An 18167-nucleotide genomic window follows, 5' to 3' on the forward strand; every position below is an offset into this window, starting at 1 on the left:
ACTTGATAAATTCGGCAATTCTGGGGGTGAAGTCCTTTTTATTGTCTTCAGAACCCTTGATTTATCTGGGCTGCAAAATATGAAAATCTCTCAATTTAAATGTCAATAACTTTGCCGGGATTGAGGATGAGGTTGGGGTCGAGCGCTTGCTTAATCGCTTTCATCATCTTGATTTCTACCGGGCTAGCAAACCTTTCAAGCAATTTGACCCGCTTGTAGCCGATGCCGTGTTCACCGGACAGTTTACCGCCTAAGCTGTAAACCAGCGTATACAGTTCTTCCTGGACGGCCGGCAGAACGCGGTTCCATTCTTCATCGCTCATCTTATCTTTGAGGATATTGACGTGGATATTGCCGTCAGCAGCATGGCCGGCGCAGTGCATGGTTACGCCATGTTTGCGGCCGATGGCGGCGATTTGCTCAACAGCTTTGGGGATTTCGCTCATGGGAACGACAATGTCTTCCATGGAGAAAACTAGGCTGCGGGCGCGGTCGGCCTCGGCGAACGCCTTGCGCGCTTTCCAGATTTTCGCCGGGTCGGCGACCAGCACGGCCATAGCGCCGTTTTCGCTGCACAGTTCGTCAATGGTGGCCGCTTGTTCTTCAAGTTGTTCTTCATTTTCGCCTTCCAGCTTAATGATAATATAATAGCCATTATCGCTGTGGGGCTGTTTTTCCCGCAAAAATTCCTCGCAGCACTTGATGGTTTCGTTGTCCATGAACTCAACGCAGGTGGGCGTGATACCGGCGGCCATGATTTTTGGTACGACCCCGATTGCGGTCGTAAGATCAGGGAATACGGCCAGCAGGTCAATCTGTTCCTTGGGAAGCGGCATCAGCTTCAGATATATCTTGGTAATGACGCCCAGGGTGCCTTCTGAGCCAATAATCAGGTTGACGAGACTATAGCCGGTGGAATCTTTCATGCATTTGCCGCCCAGGGTGACAATTTCCCCCTCGGGAGTGACAATCTCCAGACCGTATATCTGGCGGCGGGTGGTACCGTATTTGACCGCCTTATTGCCGCCCGCATTGGTGGCAACATTGCCGCCGATGAAGGAACTGTCGCCGCTGCACGGATCGCCGGCATAGAGATAACCGGCGGCGTTGGCCGCTTTTTGCACCGCCTCGGTGGTTACGCCTGGTTCAACGACCATAAACATATTAATGGTATCAATTTCCAAAATTTTATTCATCCGCTCCAACGACAGGACGATGCCGCCTTTGAATGGCACGGCGGCACTGGCCAGGCCGGTGCCGGCGCCCCGTGGGACAACGGGTATGCGTTCGCGGTTGGCAAGTTTAATAATTTCGGCGATTTCCGCCGCATTGGCCGGCAGGACCACTGCTTCCGGCATTTTCACATATTTGGGGTCGGTTACTTCGTCGTGGGAATAGGGCTCCATCTTCTCGGGGGTGGTCCACACATATTTCTCCCCGACGATCTTTTTCAGCTCTGCAATTACAGCCTCGTTCACCGGATTGTAAGAGGCCATGTTTTTTCCCTCCCTCACTCGGGTATAACCAGCAAGTTATACTACTTGCTAAATTCAGTATAATCTGGCAGGTAAAATTTGTCTATAAAAATTTTTTATAAAATATATCAAAATGGGTCTTATAAGCCAATGCTTTTAGCTATTGGTTGCCGATTTTATTTTTGTAGGTGATAAGGAATAGTAGCGACAATTACGTTTTCTTTTAAGATAAGCAGCGTCCGCAAAACCCAGCCCGTTTGGTTATGGAGCAATCTGTGCCACCACTTTTTTGTTTCGAATTCCGGGATCAGGACGGTTATAAAATCAGACGGCGCCTTGGTTCTTTCAAGCTGTTCAATATAATCCAGCAATGGCTTAATTACCAACCGGTAAGGAGAGTAAATAATAACCAAGCGGATATCGGGATTCCATTTCTCCCATTTTTCTTTAAATTTACGACCTGTTTCGTCATCGGTAGCAATGTGCACTGCCAGGATATCGGGACTAAGCGTTTTGGCGTACTGGAGTGATTGGGCTACCACGCGGGTAATACTGGCTACTGGTACGATGATCAAGTTCTTAGCTTGGGGGTGCTGCAAGCTGGCAGGATTGGTATATTCAGGCGGCAGCTGGAGCTGTTCTGACATATCGTTGTAGTGGTGACGGACTTTTTTAAAAATATAAATCATTGTCGGAATGAAAATAAGCACCAGCCAGGCGCCATAAAAGAATTTGGTAATAGCGATGACCAACACAACGGTACCAGTGACGATGGCCCCTACTCCATTTAAAATTGCTCGCCTGGTCCAGCCTTTGCTTTTCTCGCGGCGCCAGTAAACAACCATACCGACTTGAGCGATGGTAAACGAAAGAAAGACGCCAATGGCATACAAAGAAATTAGATGTTCGGTGTTGCCGTGGAAAATAGTGATTAGCAGGCCGGCTATGACGCTGAGAAGAATTATTCCGTTGGAAAAGCTGAGCCGTTCGCCTCTGGCGCCAAGATAACGGGGCATATAGCCATCCTTTGCTAAAATGGAGAGTAAGGGCGGCAGGCCGTTATAAGCCGTGTTGGCGGCCAGATATAGTACCAGCATGGTGGTAAATTGAACATAGTAATACGCCCAATTGCGACCGAAGGTTAACTCGGCCACCTGCGAGAGTGCCGTAACATCAGGCACCGGCATGATGTGATAATGCATAATCAAAAAGGAAATTCCGGCGAACATGACGGCAAGGATCGCCGACATCCAATAAGTTGTGATTGTTGCATTGCGGATTTCCGGTTTTTTAAACATGGGTACGCCGTTGGAAATGGCTTCGATCCCGGTCATAGAACTGCAGCCAGAGGCAAAGGCTCGCAGGATCAGAAAGGCTACTGCCCAGTCCCATTGCTTAGCGGCAGATGCGGGCGGGATGAGTGGCGCTGGCTGCGTAAACGCCTGATAAACACCTGCCGCAATAAGCCCTAACATTCCCAGAATAAAAGCATACGTAGGAAAGACAAAAACATTGGATGATTCGCGTACGCCGCGCAGATTGATTAACATCAATATACCAAATAACACGGCTAAATCAATTGTTAAGGCATGGGGGACTAACTGGGGAAAGGCAGATACGATTGCTTCTGTACCCGAGGAAATACTTACTGCTACAGTAAGGGAATAGTCGGCAAATAGAGCCGCTGCTGCCGTTAAGGCCGGCAACTCACCAAGGTTAGTAATGGCTACGGAGTAGGAGCCGCCACCGCCGGGGTTAGCTTTGGCTACCTGTACATAGGAAACAGTTACAATAGCCAGTAAGACAAGGATAGCAAAGGCGACCGGCCCGATATAGCCATACGCTAATACCCCCGGAACCGCAAGCATCAGCATAATCTGTTCTGGACCATAACCAACCGAAGAGAGGGCATCAGATGAAAAAATTGCCAGAGCTTTCCATTTGGGAAGCTTTTCGTGACTAAGCTCTTGATTATGCAGCGGTCTGCCAATTAGCAAACGCCTGATTTCACGCATCATAAAACTATCAACAACCTCCATTATACCTATTGTTGTTAACACAGTATTCCCGAAGTTATTCAATAAAAAGCAAACCGGTGCGTAAGCAACCAGACCTTTGCGGCCAATATAAGCCGCCCGGCTGTTACTCGCGCACCGGCCTACAAATCGCCTAAGCTGTGCAGCTTCTGCGTTTTGTCCGCCAGCTATGTGTCCACTTTGGTTTTTTCTTCATCACGGAGTTGTTTTTCTAAATTTGTGTCAAGAATATATATTTCCACCCGCTCGCCCGTTTTCGTGCTAATGTCGCTGTGGCTGCTGACCACCCGGCACCCGGTGAGGCGGGCTACCAGGTTTTCAGCGTCTTCGCTAAATGTCTCGCGCAGAATCTGCCGCATTTGTTTAACTATTTGCCGCCCTTTTTCGGTTTTGACAAGATGGGTTTCCTCGATCGTCAGAACGCCTTTTAGGCGGATTAAGACCATATCATCAATAATATAAGTCTTGGCTTCCGTAGGTCCGCGGCCAATGAGGCTGCGCTGAAACTTAATAAAGGCATCGTTAATTTCGGCTTCCAACAGAGTTTTTTTAATAGCCATAACAACTGTTTCCTCCATAAAAAGAAAAGACCATATATGGCCTTTCGACCTCTTTGCTTTAGCCTACGAAGTTAGCTGTCGGGTTAGGATGGCAAGAGAGGTAAACATCCTTTCTGCTTGTGGCAGAATTCACCCCAAAAAGGTGGGTCCTCCGCTTCCATACGGAATTCGGCTTTGCTTTGTTTTACAGAGTAAATTATAGCTTATCTGTTACAGAAAGAAAGTTTCATTTTAGCAGGAAAAACTGGCTTTTTATAGCCTTGGCCGGCTAATAATACAACGGGATGGTTATGGCGCTGCATTAAAACAGTTTGCGCAAAATTTGAAGCCGCGGCAAAAACCAGGTGTGAAAACATTGTCTCCCATTTTCCGAAATAATGATTTTATGAACAGTCGGCATAAAAGCTAGTAGAACAATCTAGCCAGTACTTTACGCCGTACTTGGTTGCCATAAGGGCAGGGTTGACAGCGGGCGGGGCGGCGTGGCATAATAAACACAAAATCAATATTATTGGTACCTTTAAATCAGTCCTGTGAGGCTGACAAGGTAGGCGGCGTAACTAAGATTGCAGCTTGTTGGCGCTTTTGCATACTAAAAAGGCTTCTTGTCAGTGCGACTGACAGGAAGCCTTTTTCGCTTGCCTCGGTACCAAAAACGAGGAGGAGAAGGTATGGAAACCCACGTCAAGGTTATCGAGCAACAACCCCCCCGTTTCTTGCCCCAAAGCTTAACCCAGGCCAGCGCGGCGGATGGCGGCAGCCGCTACCGCTGGAAAGTACTGCTTGCTTCCGTATTAGGCTACGCAATGGATGGTTTGGATATGCTTATCCTGTCCTTTGTCATGACAGCGATCATCGGTGCTTTCGGCCTGACCCTCGCCGAGGGCGGGTTGGTGGCCACGGTGACCCTGATCGGCGCGGTGCTTGGCGGTTATGGCTTTGGCATTTTGGCTGACTATATCGGGCGCGTGCGTGTCTTTTCCCTCACCATTCTGGTTTTCTCGGTTTTCACCGGCCTAACGGCCTTTGCCGACAGCTTCCTGGAACTCAACATTTACCGCTTTCTGGCCGGTTTGGGCTTGGGCGGCGAGTTTGGCATCGGCATGACCCTTGTCACCGAGACGTGGCCGAAAGAAAAGCGGGCGCGGGCGACCGGGGCAGTGGCTGTCGGCTGGCAGCTCGGCGTGGTGGCTGCCGCTTTGGTCAGCGCCTATGTACTACCGGCCTTTGGCTGGCGGGCCGTTTTCCTGGTCGGCGCGGTGCCGGCCCTGTTCGCTGCCTGGGCACGCTATGGTCTGGCTGAACCGCTCATCTGGCTGGCAACACAGGCAAAGAAAAAGGCCCTTCAGGCCAAAATTGCGGCCAAGTTACCCTTGACTGCCGAGGAACAGGCGTTTTACAACAAGACCACCAAGTTCCCACTGCTGCATCTGTTTGCCGATCGCCGTACGGCAACGACCACGCTGGCTCTTACGGTGATGACCAGTGTGCAGAACACGGGTTACTACGGCATCATGGTCTGGCTGCCCACGGTATTGATGAAGCAGCATGGGCTGACGCTGAACAAAACGAGCATGTGGATGGTGGCCACCGTTCTAGGGATGATTTTGGGGATTGCCGTCTTCGGCTATATTGCCGATAAAATCGGCCGCCGCCCAACTTATATGGCCTTCCAACTGGCTTCCGCGGCCGCGGTGTGGGTGTATGCCAATTTGTCCGACCCACTGCACCTTTTAATTGGCGGCGCTATTCTCGGCTTCTTCTGCAATGGCATGATGGCCGGCTACGGCGCATTGTTGTCGGAAAACTATACCACGGAAGCCCGTTCCACCGCAGAAAACTTCATTTTTAATACCGGCCGGGCCGTGGGCGGTTTCGCTCCTCTCGTTATCGGCATCTTGGCCGCTCAATACAGTCTTTCTGGCGCACTGGCGCTGTTGGCCTTCATCTACGTCGCCGCCGCCGTCAACGTCTACTTCTTGCTGCCGGAAACCAAAGGCAAAGAATTAAATTAGTATAAGAACCTTGCAGGCAGGCGGGAAATATAATATAATATGTGTCGTGAAATCAATTGGTGTGGGGACGTAGCTCAGTTGGGAGAGCGCATGGTTCGCATTCATGAGGTCGTGGGTTCGAATCCCATCGTCTCCACCAGGAAAATCAAGGCTTTGCGGATGTCGCAAGGCCTTTTATTATGTAAAGTTGGTGATAGTTAGTGACAATCTTTTAAAAACGGGTGCCAATAAAACCTAATATTAATAGATAAAAGACTAAAGCAGGCTGGTCATGCCTGCTTTTTATTTTTGGCCTGTTCGATTGTCTGTTGGAGGATGGCCTCCATTTTGTCCCCATTTGTTACCGAGTTTAAGCCGAGTTTCATTATGTTTGACTGTTGTATTGAACCGCCGCCTATGACTCAAGTTAGAAGTGGCGGCCAAATTATTGTGCACCAAAGAGGCATATTATTGAAGAATACGTTATCTAACGTTGAACGAGAGATGTTTGTAGCCGAATTTCATGATTATAACTTTATAATGTTGATCTGGCTTACAGAATAGAAACACGGGAAGAAGTTACTCATGTTCTTGTAACATGGGTAATTTTTTTATTTTTTTACTCATATTTTATTGAGATAGAACGTTACCTGGTATATAATGGGAATAGAGAGAGGTGAAGCTGTATGGATCAAGTAAAGCTTTTACCGCCAGAAGCGGAGCTTGAAACCAAGATGGTGTTAAAGCAACTGGCAAGGTCGCATAGAGCGTTGGCGGAGCTTAAAGGATTTGCTGATATGATACCAAATAAAAATATTCTTATTAACGCTGTAACTATTAACGAAGCCAAAGATAGCTCCGAAATCGAAAATATTATTACCACGCATGACGAACTGTTTAAAGCGATGTCGCTTGAGAATTATAACAACCCGGCGGCAAAAGAGGTGGTAAACTATAGAACCGCACTTTGGCATGGTTATAAGCTGGTGAAGGAAAAACAACTCCTGACAACCAATATGATCATTGAAATTCAGCAGTTGATCGAAAATAACAGGGCCGGGATAAGAAAGCTTTCGGGTACCGTGCTGAAAAATGCCGCTACCGGGGAAGTGGTATATACTCCGCCAAGTGGCGAAAAGGAAATATTATTCTTTTTGACTAACCTTGAGTGGTACATAAACGACGATTTTGATAACATTGATCCACTCGTTAAGTTAGCTGTTGTCCATTATCAGTTTGAAATGATACATCCGTTTTATGACGGCAATGGCCGGACAGGCCGGATAATAAATGTCTTGTATCTTGTCTTAAAAGAGTTGCTGGATAGTCCTATCCTTTATCTCAGCAAATATATTATCCGGAACAAATCGGCATATTATAGATTACTGCAAGAGGTCAGGACAAAGGGCAATTGGGAAGAATGGGTACTGTTTATGCTGGAAGGTGTGGAGCAGACCGCCGAGGAGACATTGTTACTGATAAAGAAGATAAATAGCGTTATGGAGAAAACAGCTGAAGACGTTAAACAGGCACTTCCCAAAATTTATTCAAGGGAATTGATAGATTTATTGTTTTATGAATTTTACACTAAGATTCCATATATCGAAAGGGGGCTTAACGTTTCGCGGAAAACCGCTTCCGGGTATTTGGCGGCGCTAGAAGAAAAGGGTTTTTTGGTGTCGCAAAAGATTGGCAAGGAAAAAATCTTTTTAAATACGCGCTTGTTTGAAGTTGTGCGCCAAGCCGGTATGCAAAAATAGGTTTGTTGTGCAGCGCAAATAACTTCCCGGTATTTTTGCCGGGAGTTTTTGTTTATTTGGCGAAACAGCCAGCGGGGATGTGGTAAGTGTTTAGTCACGATTTTTATTGTGATTATATTGTAATGGAGTAAGATGGCATGATAGGCAGGCCGCCTTTGGGGAGTTTAATGGTGGTAAAGAGAAGGGCATCCGTTGCACCGACGTATTCAAGCTAATTTTCTCCTTGGTGTTTGCGGGTAAGACATTTCTACACTCTCCCCGCGCGCTATTTGGGCCTTGCCCTTTTCAATAGTGGCGATGTCTTCCGGGGTGAGTTCTTCCTCCAGCTCTTCGGCGTATTTTAACAGCCTGGTCAGTCAGTATACATCACAGTATACCACAGCCGCGGCTGGTTCAAAAGGCAAAATGAGCTGGCACTGCACTTGGCGCAAGCCTTTTGTTGTATTATATTTTTATATAGCGTTAGCATAGCATCGAATTGCAAAGGGGGGAACGACTGTGGACCAAGAAGTTCTTAGAGAAATTGCCGCAGCCTGGCGCAGTGCCAACAATATTGTTGTCTTTACCGGCGCCGGCATGAGCACTGAGTCGGGTTTGCCGGATTTTCGCTCGAAACAGGGTTTATGGAAAGACCGGCCGGAGACGCTTGCCACGTTGGCGGCGCTAAAGGCTAAGCCTGATGAGTTTTACTTTTTTTATCAATGGCGAATTGCCCGCCTGTGGGAAGTTCAGCCAAACCCCGGCCATTTGGCGTTGGCAGAACTAGCGCAGGCCGGCTTTGTAACAAAGCTGGTTACACAAAATGTCGACGGGCTGCATCAGCGGGCTGGTTCGCAAGGGGTTGCAGAACTCCACGGTACGTTACGAACAGTAAGCTGCATTAAGTGCGGTAGCCAATATGACAGCCGACAAATGTTACCCCATAATGATACTTGGGAAGAAGATTATAAAGCAGGGCGCTACCGTCATGGGAGCGAGTGTTATTGTCCCCGGTGCCAAGGGCAGCTACGGCCTGATGTCGTTTTGTTCGGTGAGTCGCTGCCCGATACCGCATGGAATGAGGCTGTCCGGTGGAGCCGTAAAGCGGATTTTTTTGTGGTCATCGGCTCGTCGCTTGTTGTCAGTCCAGCTAATTACCTGCCGCAACTGGCAGTCGAACAGGGCGCTAAACTGCTTATCATTAACAGTGATAGCACGCCGCTGGATGATGCAGCGGCATGGGTAATACGGGAAAAAGCGGGAGAAGTGCTGACGGGTATAAAAGAGTTAATTTTGCGAATGTAATTTGTTTGTCAAAATGCTTTTGCCATGATGAACTGAAAAAAATATTGCCGGAGTAGGACTAAGTGAACCTTGCTCCGGTTTTTTAATTTTAAATTGAATAATTCATTCATAAAATTACTAAATTTTACATTGATATGTGCTATAATTTAAATATAAGTATTTTTTGTAGTGGACAAATTGCGTTACGCCAAATGGTTTTTGCCGGTTTTGACCGTCCAGCTGCTTCTGGGAGCCGTCGCGATAACGGTCTTGCAGCTGATCGGGTGGCAAGGCTAGTCCGGCAATACCGGTTTCAACAGGCAAATATAAGGAGGAGAAACTATGGGGCAATACGATGCGTTATATAATCCATATCCTTCACGCCGCAGCGTGGTGTATGCCAGAAAAGGGATGGTGGCCACAACTCAGCCGTTAGCGGCCCAAGCCGGTCTGGACATGCTCAAGCGCGGGGGCAATGCAATTGATGCGGCGATTGCAACCGCCGCTTGTCTTACCGTGGTCGAGCCCACTTCTAACGGAATAGGCGGCGATGCTTTTGCCTTAGTTTGGACGAACGGGCAGCTTCATGGACTCAATGCCAGCGGGCCGGCCCCGCGGGGAATATCGGCCGATATTATTAGAAAAGCCGGCTACCAGAAAATGCCGGCGTTTGGCTGGATACCGGTTACCGTTCCGGGAGCGCCGTCGGCCTGGGCGGAACTATCCCGAAAGTTCGGCAAACTTCCGCTCACCGAGGTGCTACGGCCTGCGATCGAGTATGCGGAAAACGGCTATCCTGTGTCGCCGGTGATCAGCAAGCTCTGGAAGCTGGGGTTCGACCAGTACAAAGCGCTGTCCGGTGAAGAATTTAAGTATTGGTTTGAGACTTTTGCCCCGGCAGGACGGGCGCCAGCGGCCGGAGAAATTTGGCGCAGTCCTGACCATGCCCGGACGCTGCAGCTAATTGCCGAAACGAAAGCTGAAGCGTTTTACCGGGGTGAGCTAGCCGAAAAAATTGATGCTTTTTCCCGGCGGTATGGTGGTTACTTGCGGCAAGAAGATTTAGCCGCTTACCGGCCAGAGTGGGTAGAACCCATAAAGGTTAATTACCGGGGTTATGATGTATGGGAAATCCCGCCCAATGGACACGGCCTGGTAGCCTTAATGGCCTTGAACATCCTTAAAGGCTTTGATTTTGCGGCGAAAGAAGCGGTAGATACCTATCATAAGCAGTTTGAAGCTATCAAGCTGGCCTTTGCCGACGGTATGAAGTATATAACAGACCCAGCCAAAATGAAAGTAAGAGTGGAAGACCTGTTGTCTGACGCTTATGCGGCAGAAAGAAGAAAACTAATTACCGATAAGGCGCTTACGCCTGCGCCCGGACAACCGCCAAAGGGTGGCACGGTTTACCTTGCCACGGCTGACGGTGAAGGCAATATGGTTTCATATATCCAGAGCAACTATATGGGCTTCGGCTCTGGGTTGGTCGTTCCAGGAACAGGCATTAGCCTGCATAACCGGGGCAATAACTTCTCCCTTGATGCGGAGCATGACAACTGCATTGAGCCAGGCAAGAAACCTTATCATACGATTATTCCGGGTTTTTTGACCAAAGATGGAAAAGCGATAGGGCCTTTTGGCGTCATGGGCGGATTTGTGCAGCCGCAGGGACATGTTCAGGTTGTTATGAACACTGTTGATTTTGGCCTTAATCCACAGGCTGCGCTTGATGCGCCACGTTGGCAGTGGACAGAAGGAAAAACCATTGAAGTTGAGCACGCTTTTCCCGAGTATTTGGCCGAGGCGCTGCAGCGTATGGGACATGATATTAAGCGGACCGTAGGCAATCATACTATGGGACGCGGGCAAATTATCTGGCGTGATGACCAGGGAGTGCTAGCGGGAGGCACCGAGCCGCGGGCCGACGGCGTAGTGGCTGCTTGGTAAATATCAGAGCCTGCAATATTTAATGTTGCAGGCTTTTTATATTGGCGCCTTTTAAAATAAGCTTCCCTGTCAGTAAGACTCAATAAGGCAGGACAAGTAATAATTTTTGCGAAACTATAGAATTATACTAAGAAAAGGCAGGCGAGGTGATAGCTTTGCCTAATATTGGGCCGCTGCTGTGGGATATTGTCAGGAATGTTGCTCTGGTAGGGATAGGGGCGTACCTGACTACCCGGCTTCCTACCATCCGCCGCACCCTAACGGCATCGGAATACCGGCTGCTCGACAGAATAATATTGGCTATGGTATTTGGGGCTTTTTCCGCTTTCGGCAATTGGATCGGCATCCCGGTAATGGGGTCGTTTGCCAATACCCGTATCGTCGGCCCGGTGGCCGGAGGACTACTGGGCGGGCCGCTGGTAGGCATCGGCGCCGGCATTATCGGCGCCATCCCGCGCTACTTTATGGGCGGCTTCACGATGTGGGCGGCGGTGCTGGCCAATATTGTCGCCGGTTGCATCAGCGGGTTGGTTCACAAAAAATGCGGGGCGCAGCGTATCAACTTAAAGGTGGCGTTAGCGACGGCGTTGCTTTGCGAAATTGTGCTCAAGGTCTTGGTTTTAACCCTGTCCAAGCCATTTTCCGCGGCCTGGGAACTGGAAAAAGTCATCGCACTTCCAACCATTACCGCGAACAGCCTGGCGGTGGGGCTCTTCATATATATTGTTCGCGACGTTTTCGCCGAACAGGAAAAAGCTCAGGCCCGATCGGCTCAGCAGGCCATTCGGATGCTGCAGCAGACAAGCGGCTTTATGCATAAAGGGTTGAACAATGATACTGCCGGCAATGTGGCGCAGATTATTTACCGTGAAACAAACGCGGCCGCGGTGGCGATCACTGATACGGAAAAAGTGCTCGCCTTTGTCGGCGCAGGCGCCGATCATCATCGGCCCGGCCAGCCAATTTTGACGGGAGCCACTAAACAAGCCATTAAGGACCGCCGGACGATAATCATCAATAATAAAAATGAAGTAGGCTGTCCTGACAAGGGATGCCAGCTTACGGCCGTAGTAGCTGTGCCGCTCATTGTCAGTGACGAGCTCGTTGGTTCCATTAAACTTTACAAATCCGGCAACGAAGTTATTTCGTCCTATGAAGCCGAACTGATTCGGGGCATTGCCGATTTTTTGAGCCTTCAATTGGCCCAGCGCAAGCTTGTTGAGCAGCAGATGCTACTTGCCCAAGCTGAGTACAATATGCTTAAAGCCCAGATTAACCCCCACTTTTTATTTAACACACTAGGCACCATCAGGGCGATGACCCGGATAGATCCGAGTGCGGCGCGGGCCCTGATTAAGGACTTATCCGATTTTTTGCGCAAGGTCTTGAATCGGGAAGAAGAAATAATAAGTCTGCGGGAAGAACTGGAAACCGTTCGCACTTATGTCCGTATTCAGTGCGAACGGTTCCAGGACAGACTGAGATTTTTCGAACATATCCCGGAAGAACTTTTAGACTGCCGGGTGCCGGTGTTTTCGCTCCAGCCCCTGGTGGAAAATGCCGTAAAGCATGGTGTATCACCGAAAAAAACCGGTGGCACAGTTGTCTTGCGCGCGTGGAAAGACCAAGACGACTTATGTATTGCGGTCGAAGACGACGGTGTAGGGTTTTCGGCAGCGAAAAGGGAAACGAGCGGCGGGATTGGCCTATATAATGTCCATAAACGATTGCAAATACTTTATGGAAATAGATATGGCCTGCGTATTGAGAGTGCGGAAAAAGAGGGTACGAGAGTGATTATTCGTTTGCCTGAAGTGCGAGCGGGGGTGGTGGCGTGAAGCTGAAAGTTCTCATCGTGGACGACGAGGAAATTATGTGCCGCGAGTTGAAATACTTGCTGGAAGAACAGGGGGCGGCCGAGGTTGTCGGTGTTTGCTATAACGGGGAAGATGCGCTGGCCATGGTTGGGTCAGTGAAACCTGACGCCGTATTTCTGGATGTCCGGATGCCTGGGCTGAGCGGTCTGGAAGTAGCCCGCCGCCTGTCTAGCCTGAAAGATCCGCCGCACGTGGTTTTCATCACCGCTTTTAGCGAATTTGCCGTTGAAGCGTTTGAAGTCAATGCTTTGCATTATATACTTAAACCCTTTGACGAGCAGGATATTGAAAAAGTTATAGAGCGGCTTATGCGCAGACGGCATGCTGCGTCGGGGGTTGAGCCAGAGATGCTTCCCAAAGCGCCGCAGCATCTTCGCAAACTGTGCGTTGAGGGGCGGGACAGGCTGGAAGTCATCGATGTGGAGCGGATTCAGGTTATTTTTGCCAAGAACCGCATGGTTTACATTCAGACTGTTGACGGGACAAAATATGCGGCAAAACATACTTTGCAGGAATACGAGGAAATATTGGATAGTCGTCAGTTTTTTCGCTGTCACCGCAACTATATTGTTAATGTTGACCGAATCAAACAGCTCGCTACGTGGTTTCACCGCGGCTATATGCTGACGCTGGAGGGCAAGGAAGAGGTAGAGGTGCCGGTGGGCCGCATTTATGCCAAAAAGCTCAAAGAATATATTCAGTTTTAACAAAATGTCGTAAAACCACAAGCAGTCGGATTGTCGTTTGCTTGTGGTTTTTTGTATCCGCTTTCAGGTATTTCGGTCCCGATTTTTTGGCGCTCGTCAGAAAATGATGTACTAGCTTAAATATTCGCAATAACATCAAAATGAGGGCCGGACTGGCAGGGGGCGTCTTAATCCCGGTCGGCAGGTTCTGGCGCAATGAGGACATCGCTCCGACAAAAAATTGACAAAGGAGGATAGGTGTATGGCCAACCAATTTGAGGAATGGGGCAAAAAGTATGGCTTAATTGCCGCAATTTTAACCGGACTTGCTATTTGGGCAATCCCCACGCCGGCGTCCATGACCGTTACCCAGCATAAACTGCTGGCGATCTTCGGCGGGGCGGTGGTCGCCTGGATAACCATCGGCATCAATTTTGCCGTAAGCACCTTTGCCATTATTACATTATTATACTTTTGGGTCGGCAACCCTGACGGCAAACTGGACAAAGCGGGCAACCTCATCCGGAACGCCGATTTCGCTGTAGGTGGCTTTGCCTCGTCGTCGCTGTGGCTGTTAGTGACCGGCTTTGTTATTTCTATCGCCATGACCAAATCAGGGGTAGCCAAACGGCTGGCGCTCTACATGATGCGCATTTGGGGGCGCACACCGGCGGGGGCGGTTTATGCTTCCATGCTGGCCAACTTTTTAATCGCCCCGCTGACGCCTTCTAATACTGCCCGCACGGCGGCCATGCTGCCCATTGTGGAGGGCATTGCCGAAGCCTACCGGGCCGTGCCCGGACGGAGCAATTTCGGTAAAGCCTTAATGTTGGCTGGGACGTTTACGTCCAATATCACCGGGTCGGCCTTTCTTACCGGCACCATTCCCAACCCTGTGGCGGTCGGCATGATTGCGGCTGCGGCGGGGGCGTCAGTATATACCACTTGGAGTTACTGGGCACTGGCGGCGGTGCCGACCAACATTATTATTTTGTATCTTACGGGACGGCTGTTGCTCAAGATGTATCCGCCGGAAGTGGCGGCCCTGCCCGGCGGCGTCGAGTATATCAAGCAGGAGCTTGCCGCTATGGGGCCGATGTCCGTCCGGGAAAAGAAAGCCATTCTTTACTTTTTTATCGCCCTTGTCTTATGGTCTACAGATATTTTCCATAAATTTAACTCCACAATGGTGGCTTTCCTGGTATCGTTGCTTATCTTTATGCCGAAAATCGGCGTCCTTGATTGGAAGGAAACGGAAAAATCCCTGCCATGGGAGCTGTTTGTCTATTTCGGCGGCGTGCTGACCCTAAGCGGCGCCCTGATGAAGACTAAGGCCTTCGAGTGGCTGATAAAAACGCTGCTGGCTGCCCTCGGGCTTCAGAATATCCCCATGATGCCGCTGCTCATCATTTTGATCGGCTTCAGCATTTTCAGCCATGTCATCTGGTCGACGACAACGGCCATGGCCGGTGTCATGATCCCCATCTATATCGGTCTTGCCCAGACGCTGGGTTTCAATGTCGTAGCCTTTGTGCTGCCGCTGGCGATCATGATGGCCTACGCCCTCTTTCTACCCTTTAATACCATGGGCAACATCATTATGTTCGGCACAGGCTATTATACCGTTACCGAGCAAATCAAGTCGTCGGCCGTGTTGGCACTTATTATCTGGGGATTGTGGATTGTTACCGCCTTTACCTGGTGGAAATGGATCGGCCTGCTATAATAATGAATAATAATGTAAATAAACTTGGATAGAAAGGGAGACGGTTAATATGGCAAAATTGCCGAAAATGGTGCGCATAAAACAGACCTTTGCCCGGCCGCGGGTCGACGATGCTAGCGCCGTGGCAACAGCTGAGCTGGCCAAATTGAGCCTGGGAGACCGGATAAAGCCGGGGCAAACGGTCGGCATTACCGTCGGCAGTCGGGGTATCCAGAACATCCTGACCATTCTCAAGGCGGCCATTGGATACGTCAGGTCGCTGGGTGCCCAGCCCATACTGCTGGCGGCGATGGGCAGTCATGGCGGAGGAACTGAGGCCGGTCAGCTCGAGGTGTTGGCGGGGCTTGGCATAACCGAAGAGGCGATGGGGGCGCCGATAGTTCCCTGTGCCATCAATGAAATAATTGGCCATACCCGCGAAGGCATTCCGGCCTATATCTTGAAATCTGCCCTGGAAGTTGACGGCATCTTGGTCATCAACCGGGTTAAAACCCATACATCGTTTAAAGGAAAAGTGGAGAGTGGCCTAATTAAGAAGCTGGTCGTCGGCCTCGGCGGCCCGCTGGGCGCTCAGCAGTTCCACGGTTTCGGCAGCGCCGAGTTGCCCCGGTTACTCGTTGAAATCGGGGAGGTGCTGCTGGCGAAACTGCCCATCCTGGGCGGGCTGGCGATAATCGAAAATGCCTACGAAGAAACGGCCCTCATCCGCGCTGTGTCGCCGGCGGGCATGATTGACGAAGAAAGCGACCTGCTGGCTTATTCTAAAAGCCTTATGCCGGCCTTGCCGGCTGACAATCTCGATCTATTGATTATTGAAGAGATGGGCAAGAACTACAGCGGCACCGGCATCGATACCAATATTATCGGCAGGGCCCGCATTCAGGGCGTGCCTGAGCCGGAAAAACCGTTCATCAAGCGGATTGCCGTCCTCGATTTGTCGCATGAATCCCACGGCAACGCTACCGGTATCGGGCTGGCCGACTTTGTTACCAAGAAGCTGGTGGACAAAATGGACCGGCACAGTACCTACCTGAACTGTCTGACCAGCACGTTTGTCGTGCGGGCGGCCATTCCCATGTATTTTGATACCGAGGAAAAGCTGCTTGATGCGGCGCTATATAGCCTAAGCGGCATTCCCGCCGAAAAGCTGCGCATCGTCATCATCCCGAATACATTGTTTTTAACCGAATGCCTGGTGTCGGAAGCGCTAATCCCTGAACTGGCGGCGCGGCCGGGCATCGAGATTTGCGGGGAACCGGAGGAATTTACTTTTGACGGCGAAGGCAACCTGCGCCTGCGGATTGGCCGGACAGTCCATGGCTAGCTATACGAGCGCCACTTATACTTACTCACAGTGACGAATGCATTGAATTGATATAATAATTTTGAAATATAGGGAGGTATGAACTAATGGTTCAATACAACAAAGTAACACCGGCAGTTATTGAGGCGCTAAAAGGCATTGTCGGCGAAAAATATGTCATTACCGACGGTGAAAAGATGCTCCCCTACAGCCATGACGAAGTTACCGACAGCCGCTACCACCATATGCCGGAAGTAGTCGTCCTGCCGCAGACGGCGCAGGAGATTGCCGAGATTGTCAAGCTGGCCAACCGCGAGCTTATTCCCATCGTACCCCGCGGGGCGGGCACAGGCCTAGCCTGCGGCGCCGTACCGGTGTACGGCGGCATTGTCCTCAGCCTGGAGCGGATGAACCGCATCCTGGAAATCAATACTGACAGCCTGTATATGGTGGTGGAACCCGGTGTCCGAACTGACGATGTCCAAAATGCCGCCCGTGAGGTTGGGCTGTTCTACGCCGGCGACCCGTGCAGTGGCGACAGTTGCTTCATTGGCGGGAATGTGGCCACCAATGCCGGCGGCAACCGGGCGGTAAAATACGGCACAACCCGCGACCAGGTATATTCAATTGAGGTGGTAACGCCGCGCGGCGATATTGTAACTTTGGGCGGCCGCCTGGAAAAAGTCACTACCGGCTACCGCCTCGACCAACTGATCATCGGTTCCGAAGGCACGTTAGGGATCATTACCAAAATCACGCTTAAGCTAATGCCGCTGCCGCAGCATGTCGTCGATTTGCTGGCGGTATTCCCGGATATTGATACGGCCATCGGCCTGGTGCCCAAACTCATCAAAGCCGGGATAACGCCTACCTGTGTGGAGTTCATGGACAATGTTACCATTCGGAGCGTTGAGCGCTTCCTCAATGAAAAGCTCCCCCATAGCGAAAACGGCCATTATGTCATCGTCCAGGTCGAAGGCGAAAACGAAGACGACCTGGACAATAAGAGCGTGCTTTTGGACGAGCTGTGCACCGAGCATGGCGCGTTGAGCGTTTTAGTTGCCGATCCCAAGAAGATCTGGCGGGCACGCAAGTCGTTCGCCGAGGCCGTTCGACACGAAAGCCTCATTCAGGCCAAGGAAGACATTGTCGTACCGGTTGACCAGATTCCGGCGATGATGCGCGAAATTGCAGCCTTAAGCGAAAAGTACGGCCTGGCAACCCGGACAGCCAGCCATGCCGGCGACGGCAACATTCACCTGAACATCCTGAAAGGCGACATGCCTGATGGGGAATGGGATGCCAAGCTTGACGCCTTCCAGCACGAACTGTATAAGTGCGTTTACCGGCTGGGCGGCAAACTGTCCGGCGAGCACGGCATTGGCTATAAACGCAAACAGCTTATGCAAGAATTTACCGATCCGGTGGAACTAGAGATGATGCGGGCGATTAAGAAAGCCCTTGACCCCAATCTCATCCTCAACCCGGGGAAAATTTTCGATGTGTAAGTATAAGCGGGCGCTTGCGCGCCCGCTTA

The 18167-nt window shown here is 50.3% G+C and carries 12 protein-coding genes, 1 tRNA gene and 1 riboswitch; of the genes, 10 read left to right on the top strand and 3 right to left on the bottom strand.

Going from position 1 to position 18167, the window contains the following annotated elements; translation table 11 throughout:
- Window positions 1–95 precede the first annotated feature (95 nt).
- The 3 genes from TCARDRAFT_RS00225 to TCARDRAFT_RS00235 form a co-directional block, all read right to left on the bottom strand.
- Window positions 96–1496 carry an FAD-binding oxidoreductase gene (locus tag TCARDRAFT_RS00225; protein WP_007288001.1) on the bottom strand — a complete coding sequence of 467 codons (1401 nt, stop codon included), beginning with the start codon at window positions 1494–1496 and terminating at the stop codon, window positions 96–98.
- 155 nt (window positions 1497–1651) lie between these two features.
- Window positions 1652–3493 carry an APC family permease gene (locus tag TCARDRAFT_RS00230; RefSeq protein ID WP_040682870.1) on the bottom strand — a complete coding sequence of 614 codons (1842 nt, stop codon included), beginning with the start codon at window positions 3491–3493 and terminating at the stop codon, window positions 1652–1654.
- A gap of 185 nt (window positions 3494–3678) precedes the next feature.
- Window positions 3679–4071, bottom strand: a complete 393-nt coding sequence (locus tag TCARDRAFT_RS00235; protein WP_007288003.1) for a DUF2294 domain-containing protein — start codon at window positions 4069–4071, stop codon at window positions 3679–3681.
- A gap of 44 nt (window positions 4072–4115) precedes the next feature.
- Window positions 4116–4255: riboswitch (cyclic di-AMP (ydaO/yuaA leader) on the bottom strand.
- Between the two features lie 487 nt (window positions 4256–4742).
- On the opposite strand from TCARDRAFT_RS00235, the gene TCARDRAFT_RS00240 reads away from it, so the two are divergent.
- The 10 genes from TCARDRAFT_RS00240 to TCARDRAFT_RS00290 all read left to right on the top strand — a co-directional run bounded on the left by TCARDRAFT_RS00240 (window position 4743) and on the right by TCARDRAFT_RS00290 (window position 18138).
- Window positions 4743–6086: an MFS transporter gene (locus TCARDRAFT_RS00240; protein WP_007288004.1), complete on the top strand. Its 1344-nt coding sequence runs from the start codon at window positions 4743–4745 to the stop codon at window positions 6084–6086.
- A gap of 63 nt (window positions 6087–6149) precedes the next feature.
- A tRNA-Ala gene (locus TCARDRAFT_RS00245) sits at window positions 6150–6225 on the top strand.
- Between the two features lie 526 nt (window positions 6226–6751).
- Window positions 6752–7825, top strand: a complete 1074-nt coding sequence (locus tag TCARDRAFT_RS00250; protein ID WP_007288005.1) for a Fic family protein — start codon at window positions 6752–6754, stop codon at window positions 7823–7825.
- A gap of 498 nt (window positions 7826–8323) precedes the next feature.
- Window positions 8324–9109 (top strand): NAD-dependent deacylase, encoded by a 786-nt coding sequence (locus tag TCARDRAFT_RS00255; RefSeq protein WP_007288006.1) that lies wholly within the window; start codon window positions 8324–8326, stop codon window positions 9107–9109.
- 321 nt (window positions 9110–9430) lie between these two features.
- Window positions 9431–11038 carry a gamma-glutamyltransferase family protein gene (locus tag TCARDRAFT_RS00260; RefSeq protein ID WP_007288007.1) on the top strand — a complete coding sequence of 536 codons (1608 nt, stop codon included), beginning with the start codon at window positions 9431–9433 and terminating at the stop codon, window positions 11036–11038.
- A 155-nt stretch (window positions 11039–11193) separates the two neighbouring features.
- Window positions 11194–12876, top strand: coding sequence for a LytS/YhcK type 5TM receptor domain-containing protein (locus tag TCARDRAFT_RS00265; protein WP_007288008.1), 1683 nt, complete (start codon window positions 11194–11196; stop codon window positions 12874–12876).
- On the top strand, window positions 12873–13622 hold the full coding sequence (locus tag TCARDRAFT_RS00270) for a LytR/AlgR family response regulator transcription factor (RefSeq protein ID WP_007288009.1): 750 nt from the start codon (window positions 12873–12875) through the stop codon (window positions 13620–13622). Before TCARDRAFT_RS00265 ends, TCARDRAFT_RS00270 begins: the two co-directional genes overlap by 4 nt.
- A gap of 241 nt (window positions 13623–13863) precedes the next feature.
- Window positions 13864–15327 (top strand): SLC13 family permease, encoded by a 1464-nt coding sequence (locus TCARDRAFT_RS00280; protein WP_007288010.1) that lies wholly within the window; start codon window positions 13864–13866, stop codon window positions 15325–15327.
- A 49-nt stretch (window positions 15328–15376) separates the two neighbouring features.
- Entirely contained in the window at window positions 15377–16651 is a 1275-nt protein-coding gene (locus tag TCARDRAFT_RS00285) for a nickel pincer cofactor-dependent isomerase, group 22 (protein WP_007288011.1), read from the top strand.
- 86 nt (window positions 16652–16737) lie between these two features.
- Complete coding sequence (locus tag TCARDRAFT_RS00290; protein WP_007288012.1) at window positions 16738–18138, top strand: FAD-binding oxidoreductase; 1401 nt, start codon at window positions 16738–16740, stop codon at window positions 18136–18138.
- Window positions 18139–18167: the final 29 nt, after the last annotated feature.

The organism is Thermosinus carboxydivorans Nor1, assembly GCF_000169155.1.
Classification (GTDB): domain Bacteria; phylum Bacillota; class Negativicutes; order Sporomusales; family Thermosinaceae; genus Thermosinus; species Thermosinus carboxydivorans.